The sequence below is a fragment of the Paenibacillus montanisoli genome (genome assembly GCF_003268025.1).
Lineage (GTDB): Bacteria > Bacillota > Bacilli > Paenibacillales > Paenibacillaceae > Paenibacillus_Z > Paenibacillus_Z montanisoli.
Genome location: NZ_QLUW01000003.1, coordinates 319,220 through 339,879 on the forward strand (window position 1 = coordinate 319,220; position 20,660 = coordinate 339,879).

The 20,660-nt window shown below is 48.7% G+C and carries 16 protein-coding genes; 13 read left to right on the top strand and 3 right to left on the bottom strand.

Annotation, left to right across the window (positions count from 1 at the left end; translation table 11 throughout):
• Window positions 1-3: 3 nt before the first annotated feature.
• From DL346_RS17375 to DL346_RS17400, 6 genes are all read left to right on the top strand, one after another.
• On the top strand, window positions 4-921 hold the full coding sequence (locus tag DL346_RS17375; protein ID WP_240633259.1) for an ABC transporter permease: 918 nt from the start codon (window positions 4-6) through the stop codon (window positions 919-921).
• Between the two features lie 24 nt (window positions 922-945).
• Entirely contained in the window at window positions 946-1,839 is an 894-nt protein-coding gene (locus DL346_RS17380) for a carbohydrate ABC transporter permease (protein WP_112883418.1), read from the top strand.
• A gap of 74 nt (window positions 1,840-1,913) precedes the next feature.
• Window positions 1,914-3,431 carry an ABC transporter substrate-binding protein gene (locus tag DL346_RS17385; RefSeq protein ID WP_112883419.1) on the top strand — a complete coding sequence of 506 codons (1,518 nt, stop codon included), beginning with the start codon at window positions 1,914-1,916 and terminating at the stop codon, window positions 3,429-3,431.
• A 101-nt stretch (window positions 3,432-3,532) separates the two neighbouring features.
• Window positions 3,533-5,386: a heparinase II/III domain-containing protein gene (locus DL346_RS17390; protein ID WP_112883420.1), complete on the top strand. Its 1,854-nt coding sequence runs from the start codon at window positions 3,533-3,535 to the stop codon at window positions 5,384-5,386.
• A 135-nt stretch (window positions 5,387-5,521) separates the two neighbouring features.
• Entirely contained in the window at window positions 5,522-8,917 is a 3,396-nt protein-coding gene (locus DL346_RS17395) for a hypothetical protein (RefSeq protein WP_133257540.1), read from the top strand.
• Between the two features lie 86 nt (window positions 8,918-9,003).
• Complete coding sequence (locus DL346_RS17400) at window positions 9,004-10,113, top strand: glycoside hydrolase family 88 protein (RefSeq protein WP_112883422.1); 1,110 nt, start codon at window positions 9,004-9,006, stop codon at window positions 10,111-10,113.
• Window positions 10,114-10,199: 86 nt separating this feature from the next.
• Here the strand turns inward: DL346_RS17400 and DL346_RS17405 are convergent, their stop codons facing one another.
• The 3 genes from DL346_RS17405 to DL346_RS17415 all read right to left on the bottom strand — a co-directional run bounded on the left by DL346_RS17405 (window position 10,200) and on the right by DL346_RS17415 (window position 12,646).
• Window positions 10,200-11,171 carry a stalk domain-containing protein gene (locus DL346_RS17405; RefSeq protein WP_112883423.1) on the bottom strand — a complete coding sequence of 324 codons (972 nt, stop codon included), beginning with the start codon at window positions 11,169-11,171 and terminating at the stop codon, window positions 10,200-10,202.
• 88 nt (window positions 11,172-11,259) lie between these two features.
• Window positions 11,260-12,138: an anti-sigma-V factor RsiV gene (gene rsiV / locus DL346_RS17410; protein WP_206098544.1), complete on the bottom strand. Its 879-nt coding sequence runs from the start codon at window positions 12,136-12,138 to the stop codon at window positions 11,260-11,262.
• Window positions 12,131-12,646 carry an RNA polymerase sigma factor gene (locus tag DL346_RS17415; RefSeq protein WP_112883425.1) on the bottom strand — a complete coding sequence of 172 codons (516 nt, stop codon included), beginning with the start codon at window positions 12,644-12,646 and terminating at the stop codon, window positions 12,131-12,133. Before DL346_RS17415 ends, rsiV begins: the two co-directional genes overlap by 8 nt.
• A 366-nt stretch (window positions 12,647-13,012) precedes the next feature.
• Here DL346_RS17415 and DL346_RS17420 point away from each other — a divergent pair, with 366 nt between their 5' ends.
• From DL346_RS17420 to DL346_RS17450, 7 genes are all read left to right on the top strand, one after another.
• On the top strand, window positions 13,013-13,606 hold the full coding sequence (locus DL346_RS17420; protein WP_112883426.1) for a class I SAM-dependent methyltransferase: 594 nt from the start codon (window positions 13,013-13,015) through the stop codon (window positions 13,604-13,606).
• 661 nt (window positions 13,607-14,267) lie between these two features.
• Window positions 14,268-15,107 (top strand): class B sortase, encoded by an 840-nt coding sequence (gene srtB, locus DL346_RS17425; RefSeq protein WP_112883427.1) that lies wholly within the window; start codon window positions 14,268-14,270, stop codon window positions 15,105-15,107.
• A 109-nt stretch (window positions 15,108-15,216) separates the two neighbouring features.
• Window positions 15,217-15,879, top strand: a complete 663-nt coding sequence (locus tag DL346_RS17430) for a discoidin domain-containing protein (RefSeq protein WP_112883428.1) — start codon at window positions 15,217-15,219, stop codon at window positions 15,877-15,879.
• A 114-nt stretch (window positions 15,880-15,993) separates the two neighbouring features.
• Window positions 15,994-17,013, top strand: a complete 1,020-nt coding sequence (locus tag DL346_RS17435) for a LacI family DNA-binding transcriptional regulator (protein ID WP_112884022.1) — start codon at window positions 15,994-15,996, stop codon at window positions 17,011-17,013.
• Window positions 17,014-17,107: 94 nt separating this feature from the next.
• Window positions 17,108-18,079: an ABC transporter permease gene (locus tag DL346_RS17440; RefSeq protein WP_112883429.1), complete on the top strand. Its 972-nt coding sequence runs from the start codon at window positions 17,108-17,110 to the stop codon at window positions 18,077-18,079.
• 29 nt (window positions 18,080-18,108) lie between these two features.
• Window positions 18,109-18,981: a carbohydrate ABC transporter permease gene (locus DL346_RS17445; protein ID WP_112883430.1), complete on the top strand. Its 873-nt coding sequence runs from the start codon at window positions 18,109-18,111 to the stop codon at window positions 18,979-18,981.
• 90 nt (window positions 18,982-19,071) lie between these two features.
• Window positions 19,072-20,595, top strand: a complete 1,524-nt coding sequence (locus DL346_RS17450) for an ABC transporter substrate-binding protein (protein ID WP_112883431.1) — start codon at window positions 19,072-19,074, stop codon at window positions 20,593-20,595.
• Window positions 20,596-20,660 lie beyond the last annotated feature (65 nt).

A 20,660-nucleotide genomic window follows, 5' to 3' on the forward strand; every position in this document is an offset into this window, starting at 1 on the left:
AAGATGCTTAGCCGAATGATGAAGGACTTCCGGAAGAACAAATTTTTACTCGCGTTAACGCTACCGATGGTGATCTATGTATTCGTGTTCAGTTATACCCCGATGTTCGGCGCGATCGTAGCCTTCAAAAGGTACCAATACAATAAAGGCATTCTGGGGAGCGATTGGGTCGGACTCAGCAACTTTAAATTTCTGTTTAACTCCCCGGATTTATGGAGGCTTGTACGAAATACGCTCGGCTATAACGCCGTCTTCATTATGACCTCGCTTGTCGCTTCGGTCACGGTGGCGCTCCTGCTGTACGAATTGACTAGCCGAAAGCTGCTCAAGGCCTACCAATCGGTGATGTTCTTCCCGCATTTTCTATCCTGGGTCGTCGTCGCTTACATGGCTTATGCCTTTCTCAACCCGCGGTCGGGCATGCTCAATCATTGGATCGCGGACATAGGCTGGTCTCCGGTCGATTGGTATAACGAAGCAACTGCGTGGATGTATATTTTACCGCTTGCGAACATTTGGAAAGACATTGGATTTGGGGCGATCATGTATTATGCGGCTTTGCTCGGCATTGATCCGGCCTACTTCGAAGCCGCCAAAATCGACGGGGCCAACAAGTGGCAGATCGTAAGGAAGATATCCTTGCCGTCTCTCTATCCGCTGATTACGATTCTGACCATTCTTGCGATCGGGCATATCTTCAGCGCGGATTTCGGACTTTTCTATCAGCTGCCCATGAATTCGCCGACTTTACTAGCCACGACGGACGTCATCGATACCTACATTTTCAGAGCTCTGACGGTGCTTGGCAACATCGGCATGTCCAGCGCGGCCGGTTTGACCAAATCGCTATTAGGCTTCTTGCTTGTCCTGGGCGTCAATGCGGTCGTCAAAAAGATCAATGCCGATAATTCGCTGTTTTAAACGCAACCGAGAGGAGGTTTTAGCATGAAACGAACCGCAGATTATTCATGGTCCAAGCTGCCCATTCATTTGTTCTTTATCGCCATTTCCGTCGTTTTCATCGTTCCGTTATGGTCGATTATTTCGATCTCCTTATCGAAGGAGTCCGATCTCGTGACGGTGGGCTATCGCTTGATCCCGCTGAACCTGGATTTTCAAGCCTATCAGTACATCTTCGATAATCCGCTCCCCATTCTGAACGCATACAAAGTTACTTCGATTATGTCGTTTGCAGGTACTTGCCTTTCCGTGCTGATGATCTCGATGTGCGCGTACGCATTGTCCAGATCCGACTTTAAATACAGAAGCATCATAACCTTCTATTTATTTTTTACGACGCTGTTTAGCGGGGGGCTCGTCCCCTATTACTTGCTAATGACCAAAGTGCTGCATCTGCAAAACAGCTATGCGGCGCTCATCATCCCGCTGCTCGGCAGCGTGTGGTTTGTGTTCTTGATGCGAACCTTCTTCCAGCAGCTTCCCGACTCGCTGGTGGAGTCCGCTACGCTGGACGGGGCAGGCGAGCTGCGCATTTATTTCACGATGATCGTCCCTCTCTCCACGCCGGTCATGGCAACGGTAGGGCTGCTACAGCTGCTCGCCTATTGGAACTCCTGGTATCAGGCGCTTCTCTTCATTGACAAGCAGGAGCTATACCCGCTGCAATATTTGCTTCAGGTCATGATGAGCAATATTCAGGAGATTCTCCGAAATATGCAAGAGAACGTTCCCGTGGATGCAGGGGCGGCCGTACAGATCCCAACGGAAAGCACGCGAATGGCGATGTGCATACTGGCCATCGGGCCGATGCTGTTTATCTTTCCGTTCTTTCAGAAGTACTTTGCCAAAGGCTTGACGGTTGGATCTGTGAAGGGTTAAACCAAGACGACCGAATTAAAAATCGGCATTCCGATTTTTAAGATAGATAAAACCATTTTACAGGAGGGTTTGGCATGACGAAGATGAAACGCTCAATGACGGTAATGCTGGCGTTGTTTATGGTTGTTGGTTTGTTGCTTACAGGCTGCTCGGGCAAGAAGGAAGAACCGAAAAACGAAGCATCGCAGGCCGACGCGACCCAAAGCAACGAAACGAAAAGCAACGAGCCCGTAACGGAAGAAGGCTCGAATACGCCGACAGAGGAGCCTGTGAAGCTCACTTGGTACGTTTACAGCGCGGAGCCTAAGAACGCGGCAGCCGTCTTGCAGAAAGCCAACGAAATCATCCAAGAGAAGATCAATGCGACCCTTGAATTCAAATATGTCAATCCGGGCGATTACAATGCCAAAATGCAGCTTGCCATGTCCTCCGGCGAAGAATACGACATCGCGTTTACGGCGAGCTGGGTAAACAGCTATTCCGAGAATGCCAACAAAGGCGCATATCTCGCTTTAGACGACTTGTTGGAAAAATTCCCTGATCTGAAAGGGATGCTTAAAGAGGAAATTTGGGACGGCGCCAGAATAAACGGAAAAATCTATGGCGTGCCGAACAATCAAATCATGGCCGATCAGCCGGGGGTTTGGCTGAAGAAGGATCTCGTCGATAAATATCAGATCGATCCAGGCAGCATCAAGTCGCTGACTGATTTTACATCCGTATTCCAGAAAATCAAAGACGGCGAGCCGGGCGTTTCAGCGATTCGATTCGGGATTGCCAGTGCATTCGCGGATTATTATTCTTCGGTAGTGGACTTATTTGCAATCGATACGAAAACATGGAAGGTCGTCTATACGCCGGATCAATATACGGACGGGTACAAGCTGACAAGAGAGTGGTATGAGAAAGGCTTCTTCCCGCAGGATGTTGCCACATTGAAGGACGAAGCATCTTTGATCAAGGCAGGAAAAGTATTCAGCCGCTATAGCCGTCAAAAGCCCGGAAATGAAGCCGCTTTGAAAGCGACCAACGGATTCGATGTCGTTAGCGTCGTAACCGGTCCGGCCGTTATTAATAAAGGGGCGGTAACGAGTACATTGAATGCCATCAGCGCCACTTCTAAACACCCGGATAAAGCGCTAGAGCTTATCAACCTGGTGGATACGAATAAAGAGCTGTTCAACTTGCTGAAATTCGGCATCGAAGGACAGGATTATACGAAAGTATCGGACAATCGGATCGAGCCAAAACCGGATAGCTATGCGATGGCGGGATGGATGTTCGGCAACGAATTCAACAGCTATGTTCTTCCAGGCCAGGATGATAATGTGTGGGATCAGACGAAGGTGCTGAACGACTCCGCCATGATTGACCCTGCCATCGGATTCGTGTTCGACCGTACGCCCGTCGAGAACGAAATCGCGCAGCTGACAGCGATTAACGCGGAATATTTGCCTGTTCTTAGTAACGGCTTGGAAGACGTAGACAAAACGTTGTCGGCGCTGCTGGAGAAACGGAAAGCTGCAGGACATGACAAGGTGCTGGCTGAAGTACAAAAGCAGCTAGACGCATGGCGCGCAGCTCAGCAATAACAACCAGATGAACAAAGCGGGGATCTTCTTAAAAGATCCCCGCTTTCATTTAATGGAGCTTTCATGAACAAACACCTGATCGGAAAAGAGGATGGATCGACATGCTGACGGAATTGACCTTGAAGCAGCTCAAAACAGCGCTGGAGGAAACGCAGAGCCTCCCGTATTCTCTCTTCGCGGAAGCAAGCACGCCTGATAATTGGAAGCGAGTCCGCGAGAATGCGAGATACGAGGAATTCTGGAGGGACGTAGAAGTACAAGCCGAGCGATGGCTGCAATCGCCGCCATCCTCCCCGCTATTCTCCGAATTCATTTTGTTTGGAGAAACCGGGGACAGGGAGATTTACCAGAAGAAAGCCGGTCAACTCTCTAGCGGGCTGCATCTATTCAGCCTGCTTGCCATGACGGATGGCGGAACGAAGTGGAACACCGGGCTCGGTGATGCCATCTGGAGCATCTGTAACGAATATACCTGGGTGATGCCTGCTCACGTAGGTCTCTACCGCAACGAGTACCCGAACGGCATTTGGGATCAGCCGGAGCCTCCGCGCGAAACCGTGGATCTCTATGCGGGCGGCATTGCATTCGCCCTTGCCGAGATTCTCCATCATCATCGGGAGCGTCTGCATCCATGGGTCGTCCTTCGTGCGAGGCAGGAAATCGAGCGGCGCATTCTAAAGGTGTATTTCGATAGTCCCATACCGCAAAATTGGGAGCTCAAGACCAACAATTGGCCTGCGGTCTGTGCGTCGTGTATCGGAGCTGTCGCGGTTTACATGGTCGAAGACAGCGAGGTGCTGGCAGGAATGCTATGGCGCGTCATAGGCGTCTTGCGCAATTATATCGCCGGCTTCGATGAACAAGGAGCGACGCCGGAAGGACCCGGCTACGGCCACTACGGATTCTCTTATTTCGTCTATTTCGCCGAATTGCTGAAGGAGCGCACGCAAGGACGAATCTCGCTGCTTGCCGACAAGAAGGTCGGGCGGATTGCCTTATTTCCGCAGACATGTTTGCTCTCCGGCGGGAAAGTGATCAATTTCTCGGATAACTCCGATCAAGTGAACTTAAATGAAGGTGTCATGCATCGCTTGCGGGATTATGAGTCATCGCTTAGGCCGCTTCCCGATGCCTATCGCGCGAAGCCGTATTTGAGCTGGGTGGATGCGTCCCGACTCTTGCTGTGGTCATCGCAATGCGAACCGTCCGGCAGACATGCGGAGCAAGCCGGAGTCGAGGAACAAATCTATTACGGAAATCAGTGGGTGATCTCGAAGGTTACCCGATCCGATGGCCGTATGTTTGCATTTGCCGCCAAAGGCGGACATAACGAAGAGCCCCACAACCATAACGATTTAGGTCATTTTATATTGCATGCCGACGGTGTAAACGTGCTTGCAGATGTGGGTATTGGCATGTATACAAGGCAATATTTTCAGCCCGAGCATCGCTACCAAATGATTAACGCGGGTTCACACGGACATTCGGTTCCTATTGTAGACGGCTACAGGCAAAGCTTTGGTAAAGACTATCGGACGGAATTGCTCCACGCCAGCCAGACAGAGGATGAGGTTCAATTCGCGCTAGACATGACGAAAGCCTATTCGTGTCCCTCCCTTGAGCGCCTAACCCGAAGATTTATATGGGAGCGTCGTGCGGATGAATACCCACGGCTCACGATTACGGAACAAGCGGTCTTCAACCGTACGCCTGTTGAATTTCAAGAAGTGTTCATAAGCAGCGTAGAGCCTAGGGAAATTAGGCCAGGCCGTGTTCAGTTGAATAGCGTGACGATGATATACGATCCGGAGCAGTGGAGTTACGATGTGGATCCCGTAGAGGTTGATTCATATACGAAACAAGGGAGCTTATTCTATCGATTGCTGCTCACGCATCGCAATCCCGCACAGGAACTGGTAGTTAACATCCGATTTGAGATCGCCGATAGAACCTGATTGAATGACCACTAAGATGCTTGAGGCAATGAGAGGGGGGATTATTTAAGTCGATAAACCAAGCTTATTTTGTTGCATCCGCCATTTTTTCTGCGTCAAACGAGGTCACGCACGAACAAAAAAGGATGAGGAGCGATGAGAATGATTAGAGACTGTAAGCGCAAGGGGAGGGCATTGTTGTTATGCACGGCGTTCATTTCCTCATTGTTTGCGGTAACGCCGACTACAAGCGTTAATGCGGCGGGAAACACCTATTATGTAGACGTCGCGGGAAGCGATAGCAATAACGGAACCTCGTTAAGCATGCCATTCCAAACCATCCAGAAGGCTGCCGACACGGCGCAGGCCGGAGACACCGTTTATATTCGAGGTGGCACATATCGGGAGACGGTTACCCCTGCCAACTCCGGATCTGCGGGCAGCCCCATTACTTATCAGAACTATGACGGAGAGACCGTTATCGTAAGCGGAAATGACATCGTCTCCGGGTGGACGGTAGACAGCGGAAATATATACAAGGCATCAATGAACTGGAGCTTGGGAGCAGGCAATCAGATCTTCGTGGACGGCGCGATGATGGACGAAGCACGTTGGCCCAATCAGACCGGAACGTTGGTGCAGCCGACAAGAGCAACAGCCGGATCAGGCTCGAACGCTGCTCAGATTGTAGATACGAGCCTTCCGGGCGGAGATGATTTCTGGAACGGAGCGACACTATGGGTGACCGGAGGAGCTGCCTGGATTGCCGGTACAACGACGGTTTCCGACTATGACGCGGCCACGAAGAAGCTGACGGTATCTACCAATTATGTCGGCTACGGCAGCAGTTATTACAATATCGGATCGGGCAACAAGTACTACTTATCAGGCATCAAGGGCGCGCTGGATACGGAGAAAGAGTGGTGGTACGATTCGGCTGCATCCATGCTATATCTATGGTCTCCGGGAGGTGGAAGTCCTTCGAGCCATGTGGTGGAGGCCAAGAAGAGAATGAACGCCATTGACTTGTCCGGCAAGGCGTATGTGGAAATCAAGGGCATTCAAACCACGGCCGCAACAATTAAAATGGACAGTCTGACGAATCACTGCTTGCTGCAGGATATGATCAGTCGTTATATCTCCCATACGAAAGTAAATACGCCAGCTTACGAGCAAAATGGCTTGGGCATCATCTTGGACGGCAGCTACAACGGAATTCGCGACAGCGAGCTTGCCTATAGTTCCGGCAGTCTCGTCAGCGTAAGAGGCGCCTACAACAATGTAATTAACAGCTACATCCATGATGGCGGCTATGTGCCTTCCTGGGAAGGACTCGTGAACCTGCAAGGGGCTAACAGCCTGATCAGCCACAATACTGTGAGCAATGCCGGCAGGGTAACCGTGTATTTCTATGGCAGCATGAGCGCGAATGAAATCCAATATAACGACATCTCTAATGCCGGCTGGCTGACGACTGACCTTGGCATGCTGTACGGACCGAATACGGATGGACAGAACACCGAGATCCATCATAATCTCGTGCATGACAGTAAGGCCGCGACAGCCGGAGTCGGCATATACCTCGACAACTATACGAATAACTTTATCGTTCATCACAACGTGACTTGGAACAACTTAGGACTCCAGTTCAACAATCCTTCCAATTATAATCTGGTTTACAATAATACCTCCTGGACGGGTGCTTCGGCAGTTCAAGCATTCGGCAATGTTTTCGGTACGGATATGTACGGGGACCGGATTTTCAACAATATCATCAAAGGCTACGATGCGGAAACTGCCGCTTACACCGTCTACGGCTCCAATCTCACTGCATCCCCTGGCTTTGTGAATGAGACGGCGCGCGATTATCATTTGCTGTCCAATTCGGGTGCCGTCGATACGGGCATCGTGATCCCAGGCATAACCGATGGCTATGTCGGCAGCGCGCCGGATATCGGAGCCTACGAGTACGGAGGGACAGATTGGACGGCGGGCCATAACTTCGCAAATCCGCCAAGTCCTGCCTATACGCCTCCATCTACAACGTATATGAATAGAGTTACCAATGGCGGCTTTGAGAAAGGCGACCTTTCCGGATGGACGAAGACAGATGCCAACAACGCCGTCACCTTGCTTGATGGCCACTGGGGAAAGGCTGCAAACGCAGGCATGTCCCGTTCCCAGTTCTACGGAGTGAAGCTAAGCGGAGGCGTTGACGGCGTCGAGCAGACGATCACCGGCCTTCAGCCCAATACGGATTATATCGCGGGGGGATGGCTAAGAACGCCTGCAGGCGAAACGGCGGAACTGGGCGTGAAAGGCTATGGAGGAGCGGATCTTTCGGCCGCCTCTACAAGCTCCACCTGGACCTTTAAGACGATCCGATTTACGACGGGAGCATCGAATACAACCGCCACCATTACCTTCAAGAAAACCTCGGCAACTGGAGAAGCCTACGTTGATGACGCTGGCCTTGTGATGGCAGAACCGATCGTATATCAATCGCTGTACACGTCTGACGGATTTGAGAACGGGCTTAGCAATTGGGCAGCCGTTCAGGGTAAAGGCACTCCATCGACTAGCTCGGCCGTCACGCATTCCGGCAGCAGCAGCTATGTCATCAATGAGGATATGGATGCCATATCGCAGTTGTTCAACGCGAGTTATAACAAGATTGTGAAGATGTGGTTCTATGACAATGGCAGCACGACGAACATGCAAATGCTAGGCATGGTGAATGATGCCGCCAGCATTAGGGGGATCGGAGTCAATACCCCGACTTCGACATCTAAATATGTGGTTCGTATTAACGGGACGTATTATGCGACAGGTGCAACCCGAACGACAGGCTGGCATGAGTTCAAATGGGATTATTCTTCAGGTACTGGCCTAGACATGTCCATAGACGGTACTATCGTTAATCAGCAGAGCGGACCGGCTAGCTTTGACAGGATTACAATTGGAGATTTATGGTCGGGAAGTTCGAACAGCGCGTATTTTGATGATATTAGCATTATGGATCCAAGCGTTCCGCCTTCATATACTGCCGATGATTTCGAGAGCGGACTTGGCAATTGGACGGCCGTAGCGGGTAAAGGAACGCCGTCACTCAGTACGGCTCAAGCCCATTCAGGATCTTACAGCTATGTTATCGACCAAGATATGGATGTCATTGCCCATAGCTTTACCTCAAGTTATAACAAGATCGTAACGATGTGGTTCTATGACAACGCTGCTGATACCTCGTTACAGACCATAGGGGATGTGAACGACTCTATATTAACCCGGGCTTTAGGTGTCAATACGCCGACATCGGCAACGAAATACGTAACTAGACTAGGGAGCACATATGCGGCGACTACCGTTACGAGAACGACAGGCTGGCACGAGTTCAAGTGGGATTATACGTCAGGGACAAAGGTCGATATGTATATTGACGGCACGCTCGTTGCATCACCGACCGGCGTCACGAGTTTTAATCAAATCTCGATGGGAGATTGGTGGTCAAGCAACACAGGACTTGTCTATTTCGACGATGTGAGCATTCAATAAATAGGGCGAACAAGACAGAGGATATGGATCGTCTGCTTTCATTGTTTCCGGGTCAGCCACTAGCTCAATAAAGGAGAAGATTAATCATGACGACTCAGTGGGCAAATGAATTATGGAACAATATCGTGGACAAAGTCGGTCTTACGAGCACAACGATCGGAGCCGGGTTCCCGTATATTTCATATAAGGGCAGGTATGAGCATGAGAAAGTTGACTGGTGGACGAACGGCTTTTGGCCGGGTCTGCTGTGGCTCGTTTACCGCGAGACGAGGAACGAGTCCCTTAAGGAAATCGCCTCTGATATAGAAACGAAAATGGACGCTGTTCTGCTGGATTTTTATCCGTTGCATCATGATGTAGGCTTCATGTGGAGTCTTTCATCCGTCGCGCAGTTCAAGCTCCTCGGAAGCGAGCTTTCCAAGAGGCGGGCGATGACAGCCGCGAGCCACCTGCTCGGGCGTTATAACGCGAAGGGACAATTCATCAGAGCTTGGAATCAGCCTGAGCGAGTGGGCTGGGCGATTATCGACTGCATGATGAACCTGCCGCTGCTCTATTGGGCCAGCGAGGAGTCGAATGATCCGCGTTTCCGCCACGCAGCCATCCTACACGCAGATACAACACTGAGGGAGTTTCTTCGTCCGGATGGATCAACGCATCACATCGTATGTTTTGATCCGGAGACGGGTGAGCGAATTGAAGCACATGGTGGTCAAGGCTATTCGCCGGATTCGGCATGGTCGCGCGGTACGGCTTGGTCCTTATACGGGATGGCGCTGAGCGCCCGTTATACGGGAGAAGTACGATACATAGACGCGGCCAAACGCGCCGCGCATTTCTTTCTCGCGAATTTGCCTGAAGATGGTTTGCCGCCATGGGACTTCCGGGCACCTTGGGATGAAGACATGGCCATGGACTCCAGTGCCGCGGCGTGTGCGGCCAGCGGCATGCTGGAGCTGAGCCTCCTTGTACCAAAGGAGGAGTCGGAGTTGTACCGCAGCCGTGCAGAGAAGCTGGTTCGTAAGCTGAATGAGCGGTACACCGCATGGAACGATCCGAATGAGGAAGCGATCTTAAGAATGGGGACGGCTAATTGTCCAAGAAACACGCATGTCAATGTTCCATTGATCTACGGGGACTATTTCTTCGCTGAAGCGGTCTGTAAGCTGCGTGGCATGCAAGATACCTTCTGGTAAGAGGAGCGCAGAATGTGGAGAAACCCAACGTTTTTTTGCAAACGTTGGGTTTCTTTTTTGGTTCTTGGCCTTCTTGTCATAGCATTCTATTTATTTCTAGTAAACGTTTGACCGGCCAATTCAAGCGTATCGCCGTTTACGGTGAACTCGACCGTGCTAACGGATTTGTCCGCAACGATACGGATATGGGACGAGTCAACGATCAAGTAGTTTCCTACCGCTTGGCCCGCACGATAAAAGACGCCGTCCGCGGTCAGCTCCATCACGGTTCCTTTGCGCGATTCGGTCCAAGAACCGACTAGCTTAGAAACGATTTCCGCGCTTGCCGACACGGCAGGGGAGAGGACTAGATCATATCCTCTCGCCGTCAAATGCTCGGCGATCGCCTTGTAGCTGGCGTTATCTGCGGTGCCTGCTCCGAACGGATTCTCCTTCGCGTCTCGCAGGACGTACACGTATTCGCCTTTGGTTCCTAATACCGAATCTTTGGCGTCGTGGCTATCCGCATTCCATTTTGCCTGATCAATAACCTCTACGGTAGCGAGAACACGTGCTTCAGGGGATGCTGCATCCTGCGGCAAGTAAAGCAAGTCGATCGCGCTAAGAGCGCCCGCCGACAATGCTCCGGATTTAATTCCGTCCGCGATCGATTCCGTCGGCCATACGGTCGGGCGGAGCTTGCCGCCAAACGATGATGGAATCTGCAAGGAGTAGCCGTATTTGTCCAAAATCAATTGCTCATCCATACGATATTCGAGAAACTTGCTTTGTTGGGTGAAATACGCCGTCTGTGACTTTCCTTCCCAATATACGTCGTAACCGAGTTGGCCGGCTACGCTGCGAACGGGCAAATAAGTCCGGTTGTTATAAACAAGGGGCGTCATTGCCGAGCCGTCCTCATCCTTTAATTCGACCTGGTTACCGCTGACATTGACGTGTACGGACGGATTTAAGAAAGCCTTCACTTGGGTCAAATGCCCGGATGCGTATACACCAGCCGCTAGCCCTAATGTCATGGTTGCGGTTAGCCCTGCGGCGATAACGGTTTTTTTCTTCATGGGAATTCCTCCGTAAGATTATTGTGCGTGCACATAGCTATGACGGGCAGCCTCACGATAAAGTTTGGAAGGATTCTCCGAAACTGAATTATTTTACGTATGCTTGATTGACCAGAACGTCAGCTATTAGCTCCGTCGGAATGACGAATTCGACGATGCCCATCGAACCGGGGGCGACAGCGTACTTATCGAAAGAAATGACCAGTTTGTTGTCCGTATTGATATAAAAATTTGAATCCTTTTCAATCGTTCTGAAATTCAGGTCCGACTCTTGCTGGCCATTTCCGGTAACCCAGAAAAACGAGTTTTTGTCTTGTTTCATTCTCGCTATCATTTGTTCCTTAATGTTGTTGCTGATGAGATCGATATACCGGTCGTCTTTAAAGAGACTCGGCAGCGTGATGAGCACATGGTTCACTTTGTCTACCGTATCGTATCTGAACGTGGTAGAGGAAGAACCTACGGTATTCGCCACATAGCGCCCAATGGACAGCAGGCGATCAGTATCGGTTTTGACAACATAACCGCTTTCAACACCAGCTTCTCCACCGCCGTTTTTTTTCAAATCATCCATTTCCGCCATGAACTCATCGTACAGCCGTTTGCTCTCCGCGGAATATTTGTTGTTCAACTGTTGTTCCAACGACTTGTCACCAAGATCGGCAATGGCCGGTACTTGAATATGGGCTTTATAAGTCGGTTCTTCTACCTTGTATTCGCGGATCGTAAGCACTTTTGCAAGGGGGCCGATTACCGGCCATTTCGAAGACGCATTCGCAAACGAGGGACTGATATTTAAAGCGGAAATGTACAATATCGCAATCGCAGCCGCAGCGGCGATCCATCGAATACGTATCCTCTTCCTATGGACATGCTTGCTAATTGCTTCATCTATTATATTGTCCAGGCCCTCGGGGATAGGAATTTCGCGATATTGCCGCTTCAGTTCGTTCAACTTGTTATCCATTTTCATCCACCTTACTAAAGTTTTCATCGTTCATGAACAAGCGCAATTTTCTAAGAGCTTCGTACAATCGCGTCTTGATCGTATTGACGTTTTCGTTTAAGACATGGGCGATTTCTTCAATTTTCATGTCCTCGAAATAGCGGAGCACGACTACGCTTCGATAAAGGGGAGGGAGCAAGCTCATCGCATGCTCCAAATCGAAGTCGCGATAAGCGTCTTGTGAACTTAAACCATATGTTTCAAGCGTCTCCTCGTCGAACGTAACAACGTTTTTCTTTTTTCTCAAAAAGTCTAACGCAGCGTTTATGACGATGCGATAAAACCAGCTCTTTGCCTGGGAAACATCTTTGAGCGACTTAGAGGCGGCTAACGCTTTCTGAATGGCCTCTTGAATAATGTCCAGCGCATCATCGGGATTTCTGACGTATGTATATGCCAATCGATAGGCGTTATCTTTGTGTAGTAATATGCATTGCAGCACTTCCTTTGAAGATGGGGAAGCAAACATGATGAATTAACTCTCCTTTACGATAAGGGCCGTAAGACTATGACGTTCCAGGTTAGCAAAAAGTTTGGTGAGGAATAACTTACCAACGTTTAAAGCAAAAAGGAGCAGTTTGCCGCGGCAACTGCTCCTTTTTGTTTTATTAAGCTGTCATAAAGCGGTCTGGCGTTCCCGGTATTGGCCGGGTGTTATGCGCAGCGATTAGAAGACAGCTGCGATATTGATGTAAAAGATTTTAAGATGAAGCGGCTACATCCGGGCACGCCGTCGTGAACGGCAGCATCAATTGTTGTGTTGAAATCTTAAGGTCATGAATATCTATTGGATGGGTGAGGTCTAGCACATCAAGCGATATGTGGAGAGGTGACTATGATAGATTTCGATAATTTAGCGGGGTACCGGAATGCTCATACTTACGACCAATTAAACGATTTAAATGAAACAGAATGGAAGTTTTATTTTGATCTTGCATACCAACTGGGGAGTCCGATTCTGGACGTTGCATGTGGAACAGGAAGGTTTACGATTCCTTTGGCAGAACGCGGGTTTGATTTGACGGGTGTGGATCTTACGCCAGAAATGTTGGAAGTTGCAAAGCAAAAGGCTGAACGACTAAGTGTCAATATCAATTGGGTTCATGCGGACGCAAGACATTTTGAGCTTGGGCGTAAGTTTCGCTTCATATTTACCACAGGAAACTCATTCCAACATTTTTTAGACAGAGAATCAGTAGACGGATTACTTAGAACTATTTACATGCATCTTGATCAAAATGGAGTATTTGCTTTCGAGACTCGGAATCCCGTTCTATCGCTTTTAATTTCGGAAACAAACATTGAAAAAGATCACAAAACTCAGCTAGAGCATTACGTCTTTACAGATCGCAAATGGAAAGATGAATCTGCTGTTAATGAATCTATACAGCCCTTTGCACTGCGGTACTTTTCCCCCAAGAGCTTATAAGTTTACTATATTATAACGGATTTAAATTAGAGGAAATGTATGGGGATTTTGACTTAAGTCCATTTCAAGCGAATAGCCCCCTGATGGTTTGCGTTTGTCGAAAACGCTAATTATTTCCAGGAAGAGAAGGAGTATTATTCCAACCATGTTCCCTTACAATTGGATGGTCAGGGAAGAAAAACATAAAACGAATACGCCGTATCTAACCGTCCTAATTAAGGCGGTTTTTTTTTATCCCAAATGCAGCCCGTGTCTATGCGCGCCGCTGACCGTCCGCTCATCATAGACGACATTAACTAATGCTCTAAATGACGCTCAATGAATGGCTTGCCGCGAGTATCTTATTTAAAAGTTAGCTAGAAGTGAATAAAAAGAGTCTAGTAATACCCCCAACACATGGGGAAAAAAGCTCGAGGAAGTCCGAGTCCGATCTGTTCTGGTTGGAGGTGGCTACAAATGATTCGAAATAATTGTAATTACTGTTTCACGAAATGAAATTCGCGTAAATAGTAGGTTTTTTATTATACGATCATAAAAAGTTAGTAAAATAAATATTGCAAACGCTTTCGTCAGAGAATATAATGGGCTATGTGGTTGATCCGAAACGTTTTGGATAATTAATAACAAAATACATAATCCGCGCTCAAGGAGAATTCGTACGATGAGAAACGATCGATTTTCAATAACGTTTCCTCGAAGCCGAATCCGTCATGCGGTGATGGCCTTGAAAATAATCAGCGTCTTTGTTTTTGTTTTTGCGGTACTTCAAATCGCGCTGAAATGGGCCGATTATTCCAAAAGCCGTTCGACTTACCAGGAAATCCGTGCGGTCGCCAATGCCGTATCAGATGAATCTTCGGAATCTTCACAATCTTCGGAGTCTTCCGTGAATCCTGTGCCCGTCGAAGGTCGGAAAACCGCGGCACCGAAAGAACGCTCCATACTGCCTACGATCATTCCGCTATTAAAGCTGAATGAGGAGGCCGTCGGCTGGATCCGGATAGAGGGAACGAGAATCGATTACCCGATCGTCAAAGCGCAGGATAATCAATTCTACCTCAAACACGACTTCAAGAAAAATCGCAGCAGCGGCGGATCCATATTCATGGATTACCGCAATGGGATTGATCTTCTCGATCAAAACACGGTTCTATACGGGCACCGTATGAAAGACGGCTCCATGTTCAATGATTTGGTCAAGTTCCAAGACAAAGCCTTTCTGCAAAAACATCCTACCATTCAATTGAAAACCAAGTATGAGGTCACGGCCTGGCGTATATTCGCCGTCTACGTGACGGATGTCGGATTCGATTACACTCGTCCCCAATACAAGTCCGACGATGATTTTCGTTTGTTTGTCGACACGATCAAATCAAAGGCGAAGCTGCCGGATGACTGGACGATAAGCAAAGAAGAACGGATTCTTACTCTGTCCACTTGCAGTTACAAATTCCACAACGCTCGTTTGGTCGTACAAGCGGTACCGGACACATCGAAGTAAGGACGATATTACGGCAAGGAGGGGTCTGTATGTAAAGCGGCGGACAGCATTCGGAGCAGTACCCGTATCGAACGAAATTATCGACAAAGAAAATGGGAGGGCATTTCGAATGAACAAAATGAAAACGTTTAAACCGCTCATCGGCCTTATGATTGTCGTCATGATGATGACGATGATGGCTTCGGTTGCTTTTGCCGCTGATGGAATCAAATACAAAGTGGCGGCATTCTCCAGCCAGAACAAGGATTATCCTGCGAGCAACCTCGAAGGAGACGGGTCCAATTTCTGGCACACGGAGTGGGAAGAACCGATGCCGAAACCTCCCCACTGGGTCGTTCTGGACCTTCAAGGCGAGTTTACCGTATCGGAATTAAAATACTTACCGCGACAAGATAACGACAACCCGAATGGCCATATTACAGAGTACAATGTTTACGTCAGCATGGATAATAAGACGTTTGATAAAGTAGCCTCCGGGACATGGGACAAGAGCAGCAATAAAGTCGAAGAATCCGCATCCTTCGATCCGGTAAAGGCCAAATACGTGAAATTGGAATCAGTAAAAGATGATTTCTTGGCGGCGCAAAAAATTACGATTATCGGAACCAAAGCAGCTGCGGACTCGGTTGCGAACGATTCGGGTGCAGAAGCGGATACGGCTGCCAGCAATCCGAAAACAGGAGATATGGGTACTCTTCCTTATATCGTATTAGCTCTCGCGGCTGCTACCGCATTTGTTGCAACAAAAAAAATCAGATTCGGCAATAAATAAGAGCCTAGATCAATCGATAAGGTGCCGATAAAGCTGCCCGCCCGAAAAACCGGCGGAGCGGCTTCATCAGCGCTTTTATCCGAAACGTTTTGGAAAATGGAGGGAGATGATGCGTTGACCACCATTAAGGACTTGGCCAGAGTGGCTGGCGTATCCGTAACAACCGTCTCCAGGGCGCTAAACGGATATGACGACGTAAACGAAGATACCCGATCGAAGATCAAACGCGTCGCGGAGGAGCTGAATTATCGCCCCAATGCGGTCGCCCGGAGCTTGGTGACTCGAAAAACGCGAACGATTGGGGTTATTTTGTCCGAGATCAACAGAGATGGCGCGAAAGATTCGTTAGCGTTCGAAATATTGTGCGGCATAAACGATCGTTCCGTGGAATTGGATTATGACATTTTGCTCTTCAGCACCAACCCCAAAAAGCAGCTTGCCAAGTCCTATGCCGATTTGTGCAAGGAACGCAACGTGGACGGGGCCATACTTTCCGGTCTTCGGGTGAACGATCCCTATTTGCAGCAAGTTGTTCAAGATACCAGTTTTCCGTGCGTACTGATCGATATTCCGGCCGCCCATCAGAATGTGGGGCACGTAACCACCGATAACGTCCGCGGGGCAAAAAACGCCGTCGAGCACTTGGTTCGGCTCGGTCATCGTCACATTGCCATGATCAACGGGCATAATGAAGCGTCGGTCAGCAAGGAGAGACAGCTAGGATACCGGCATGCGCTGGTGGAGCATGGAATCGCTTTTCGCGAGGAGCTTATATTTAACGGCGAATTTAAGGAAGAGGGCGGCTACGCCGCCATGCACCAGATCTTGCGCCGCCATCCGGAAGTCACCGCCGTTTTCTCGGCCAGTGACTTGATGGTGCTAGGTGCGCTGCGAGCACTCGAGCATCTCGGACTCAAAGCGCCTGAAAATATATCCATCGTCGGATATGACGATATTGTGATCGCTTCGTACTGCTCGCCGCCGATCACGACGATCCGACAGGACCGATACGAAATGGGCTATCAAGCAGCGCAGCTGCTGATCGATATGTTGGAGAATAGAAAAGTGAATCGCAAAATCGTGCTGAATTCCGAACTGATCGTCAGACAAAGCACCTCCTCGTTTAATGGATAACAGCGGAGGCGGTGGTCGAAACCGCGGAAACCGGTACGTGGACGATACTGGTGGAAACACTCGCCATGCAGCAAATTAAAGGAGGTATTTTGTGATGCAGGGGATCGTAAACAAGGAAAAAATGGTAATTCAGGGGATGGTCGACAAAAAAAAGCGCGGATTTCTTTTCGAAATGAAACGGAATTATCCTTATTACTTAATGATGTTACCGGCAATAATCATCCTTTTCGTATTCGCCTATTTGCCGATGCCGGGAATTATAATTGCCTTTCAAGATTTTAATTTCGTCGACAAGTTTAAAAGTCCATTCGTGGGATTGGATAATTTCAAATTTTATTTTACCAGCTCTTATGCGTTCCGCACGACCTTCAACACGATCTTTATCAATTTGAACTATTTGTTCTGGACAACGTTAGTAAGTCTTCTCTTTGCCATTCTATTGAATGAGATCAGATTGAAATTCGCTAAGAAGCTCTATCAAAATCTGATGTTCTTGCCGTTCTTTCTCTCAGCGGTCGTAGTTGGCAAATTCGTAACGGAGCTTGTCTTTTCGGACCACAATGGGGTGGCGAATCAGATCGTCAAGCTGTTTGGGCATGAACCGATCGTATGGTCGCAAACTGCGGGTCCTTGGGCCTGGATCATTATCGGAGCACACGTGTGGCAGGCGGCGGGATACTCCTCCATTGTTTATCTTGCCACGATCACCGGGATCGATGACCATTTGTTCGAAGCGGCATCCCTTGACGGCGCAAACCGCTGGCAGCAAATCAGGCTGATCTTATTGCCTCTATTAACTCCCATGATTATCATCATGTGCTTGTTAAGCATTGGCGGCATGCTGCGAGGGGACTTCGGAACCATCTATTCCATCATCGGGGATAACGGATTGTTATTCAAACATACGGACGTCATCGATACGTATGTGTTCCGCGCCATTAAAGGGGCAGCTGATTTCGGGACAACGGCCGCAGTCGGCTTGTATCAGTCCGTGGTAGGGTTCATCCTGGTTTACGGATCCAATGCCTTGGTCAAGAAATACGACAAAGACAGCGCGTTGTTCTAATAAAAGCGGTTGCGGAAAGGAGGAAGCTGATGATTCAGCGATCACTAAGCGATAAAGTCATGCAGGTATTGATTCACTTTATTCTACTTGCATTTGGCCTCACATGTGTATATCCGTTTATTCTGACCTTCATGGCTTCGATAAGCAGCGAAAAGAGCATTTTGGACTATGGTTATCAGCTCATTCCCAAAGAGTTTTCCTTATTGGCTTATGAATTGGTATTTAAAGATGAATTTATTTATTCCGGTTATACCGTATCGATATTCGTTACGGTGGCAGGAACGGCGATGTCGCTGCTTATTTGCGGCATGGCCGGTTATGCCATGTCGATCAAGCGCGTCAAATATCGAAACGCCGTCGCCATCTATTTTTACCTAACCATGGTATTTGGCGCGGGCTTGCTGCCTTGGTACTTGGTATGCACGCAGTTTTTGCACTTGCAAAATACGGTTTTGGCCTTAATACTCCCGGGGTTGGTATCGCCATTCAACGTATTCTTAATGCGCAACTATTTTGCATCGATTCCGTCCGAACTGATCGAATCGGCGGAGATCGACGGCTGCGGAGTCATGAGAACGTTCGTACAGATCATTATTCCGTTATCCCTGCCGATTATGGCTACCATTACCTTGTTCATTGGTCTGGCCTATTGGAACGATTGGGCAAGCGCGCTATGGTTCATTGATAATCCCGATTTGTATCCGCTTCAGTATATGCTGTTCCGGATAGAATCCCTGATGAGTTTCGTGAAGCAGTATGGCAGCATGGGCGACATGACAATGCCTACGGAGACTTTTCAGGTTGCCACCTTGTTCGTCACCATCGGTCCGATCATCTTCCTCTATCCGTTTATCCAGCGTTATTTTGTCAAAGGGATCATGATTGGCGCAGTCAAAGGTTAACTTTATACCTGGTTTCAAAAGTTTTAATGCCGAAACAACAGCGGTAAAACTTTTCAAACATAAAGCTGTCGAAAAAAGGGAGGAATTGAAATGGTAAGATTCAAAAAGCCGGTGTTCTCCATGTTAACGGCCCTGATGGCAGTGGCTATGATTGCAGGCTGCAGCAACTCAGGCGGAAACAAAGATAACGGCAACGCCGCAAGTAACAGTTCAAGCACAAGTTCCGACAACAGCGCAAGCAAAGAAATCGTAAAACTGACGGCCGCATTCCCGGGCCAAGAATCGCCAGGGCAAAAAAACGCATTGAATGCGATCAATGAAAAGCTGAAAGCAGACGGACTGAATATCGAAGTCGACATTAAATATCTTGACGATTACTGGCAGAAGCTGGCTCTCAATATTGCCGGCGGAACCGTTTATGATGTGGCATGGGCGCACAGCTCCACGCTGTCGGATTTGGCAGCCAAGAAGGTATATCAGCCTATTGATGACGCGCTCAAGGAGCAAGGTTCCGATCTCGTGGCAAGCACGCCTGATTATGTGTTGAAAGGCGGCCAAATTCAAGGCAAACAGTATGCGCTCCCGAGAGCGATTCCGATGACGGGGTTTAATAATGTCTATAATATTCGCGGTGATCTGCGCGAAAAGTATGGCGTTCCGAAAATTACGACGATAGAGGGCCTGGAAGCTTATTTCGACGCGATCGCCAAAAACGAGCCGAATATGGTTCCGTTCGGCGGTTATAACTTCCAAGAGTTGTTCCCGCTGTACGCCAACTACTATTTCCCGATCGGTGATGGCGGCGCATATCCGGTATATATCGATCCTGCCGACAGCTCTTATACGGTAAAATCATTCCTGGATTCCGACGCGTTCGCTCAAGTGATTGCGAAAAAGAAAGAATGGAAAGACAAAGGATGGCTTAACACCGACACGAAATTGGATATTGAAGGCGGATTCGACAACGGCAAGGTTGCCGCTTTGGCCGCCAATATTTTTAGAGCATCCGAAAGAATCGACACGGTTACGAAAAACGTTCCGGGAGGCAAAGTGGAAACCGTTTATCTGGAACCTCAGAAACGTTACATTTTCTCTGCCGGAGACAATATGTTGGCCGTACCTAGCACAAGCAAGCACGCAAACGAAGCGGTGGCATTGATCAACTGGATCAAAAAAGACCAAGCGAACTACGATCTTTGGTCATACGGAGCGGAAGGCGTAAACTATAAGCTCGTCGACGGCGCCGTTGATGTCAGCGGCATCGCCGATAATGACCAGTACAACATGAACGTATGGATGTGGAACGACCTGCGTCTCGCTCGGTTCTCTACCAACTATCCGAAAGAAGATATTGAAGCATTAAAGAAATGGGACGACAGTTCCGAGGTCACGCCTTTCGTTGGCTTTACCTTGGATCAGAGCAAGATTAAATCCCAAATCAGCAATATCCAGGCCATCATGGGTGAATATATTACGAATCTGGGCTTAAGCGTAACGGACTACAACAAAGTAAAAGACGAAATGATGAGCAAGCTCCAGGACGCAGGATTGCAGGACGTTATCGATGAAACGCAAAAACAAATCAACGATTATGTGGCGGCACAGAAAAAATAAAAATGAATGCAGCGGTATTGTTTGGGGCGGGCGGCAGGACATGCGTCCGCCTTTCTCATTTCCGT